This is a genomic window from Shewanella sp. AC91-MNA-CIBAN-0169 (assembly GCF_040310165.1).
Classification (GTDB): domain Bacteria; phylum Pseudomonadota; class Gammaproteobacteria; order Enterobacterales; family Shewanellaceae; genus Shewanella.
Genome location: NZ_JBEOPM010000207.1, coordinates 1 through 233, shown reverse-complemented (window position 1 = coordinate 233; position 233 = coordinate 1). Strand labels below are relative to the sequence as shown.

The 233-nt window shown below is 52.4% G+C and carries 2 tRNA genes; both read right to left on the bottom strand.

Annotation, left to right across the window (positions count from 1 at the left end):
- Positions 1-2: 2 nt before the first annotated feature.
- Positions 3-76 (bottom strand) — tRNA-Asp (locus AAEY98_RS22695).
- Positions 77-156: 80 nt separating this feature from the next.
- Positions 157-233: transfer RNA gene (locus tag AAEY98_RS22690), tRNA-Asp, on the bottom strand.

Below are 233 nucleotides of genomic sequence, written 5' to 3'. Positions count from 1 at the left end.
GGCGGAGCGGACGGGACTCGAACCCGCGACCCCCGGCGTGACAGGCCGGTATTCTAACCAACTGAACTACCGCTCCAAAACGGTTTGTATACGCTTAATAAAACTAACAATAGTATAAAAACTATCTGTTTTATTAAGTGTAAACAGTCACTTGAATGGCGGAGCGGACGGGACTCGAACCCGCGACCCCCGGCGTGACAGGCCGGTATTCTAACCAACTGAACTACCGCTCC